The organism is Methylorubrum podarium (assembly GCF_022179745.1).
Lineage (GTDB): Bacteria > Pseudomonadota > Alphaproteobacteria > Rhizobiales > Beijerinckiaceae > Methylobacterium > Methylobacterium podarium.
The window spans coordinates 1-1,029 of the sequence record NZ_BPRD01000466.1 but is presented as its reverse complement, the minus strand read 5'-3'; the positions used below and the strand labels follow the sequence as shown (position 1 = coordinate 1,029).

Below are 1,029 nucleotides of genomic sequence, written 5' to 3'. Positions count from 1 at the left end.
GCCGCCAAGTACGGCGCCCTCTCGACGGGCCGGGGACGGGTCGTCATCGCCTGGAGGGTCGAGGCCGGCGTGCTGCATCTCGACTGGCGCGAGAGCGGCGGTCCCCCGGTCGCCCCGCCGACCCGCCAGGGCTTCGGCTCACGCCTGCTGCAGCGGGTGCTGACCACGCAGGTCCAGGCGCAGATCACGACGGATTACGCGCCGGAAGGGTTCCATCTGACGCTGGCCGCGCCGCTGCCAGAGCGCAACCCGGCGCTCAACCCGCTGGCGTGAGGGGCGGACGTACGTTGCCGCTCCATGGCCGGAAGGCCGATGTCGATCGTCATTCCCGAGGTTTCGCTTCTCCTCCGTCATCGCGAGCGTGAGCGAAGCGATCCAGCGCGCGACCTTTTCGGAGATGTCGCGCCCTGGATTGCCACGGCTACGCCTCGCGATGACGGAGGAGAGACCGAAGCGATCGAGCGGAAGAGACTGCGAAAGCCCTGTCCGCTCTCGCGTGACGGGCCGGTTAAGCCTCCGGCCTCAGGGAGACGGGCCGCGAGCCGCCCTCAGGCGGCGCCGCGAGCCTCCTCGCCCCCGGCATTCACGAAGCTCTTCAACTCGTCGAGCGAGCCGAAGGTGAAGCGGCCGCGCGGCGTATCCGCCTCGATCGAGCCGTCGGAGAACATCACGTAGGTGTTGGCGCCGGACGCGTAGGAGCCGACGGCGTGCCGTTCCTCGGAGGCGGCAGGCTCCGGCTCGGCTTCCGGGGGCACCGGCTCCTGCGGTGCCGGCGCGGCGGGTTCCGGCTCGAGCGTCGGTTCGATCGCTGCCGTCGGCGCCTCGGGTGCCGGGGTGGGCGCCGGCTCGTCGAGGAAGGAGCGCAAGCCGACCGGTTCGACGGCGGGGGACTGGACCTCGACCCGCTCCTCGTCCTTCTCGTCCGCGACGGGATCGGGGAGCGTCACCGGCTCGGGCTCGGGAAAGGCCGGCGCGGCTGCGGGTTCGGCGGCCCGGAACAGGTCGTCGTCGCTCGCCCGCGGCGGCGCG

The 1,029-nt window shown here is 72.3% G+C and carries 2 pseudogenes; one reads left to right on the top strand and one right to left on the bottom strand.

The features are described from left to right. A pseudogene (locus MFF42_RS20885) lies at positions 1-273 on the top strand (sensor histidine kinase); the annotation flags it as partial. A gap of 275 nt (positions 274-548) precedes the next feature. Here MFF42_RS20885 and MFF42_RS20880 read toward each other — a convergent pair. Continuing rightward, positions 549-1,029, bottom strand: a pseudogene (locus MFF42_RS20880) (hypothetical protein); the annotation flags it as partial.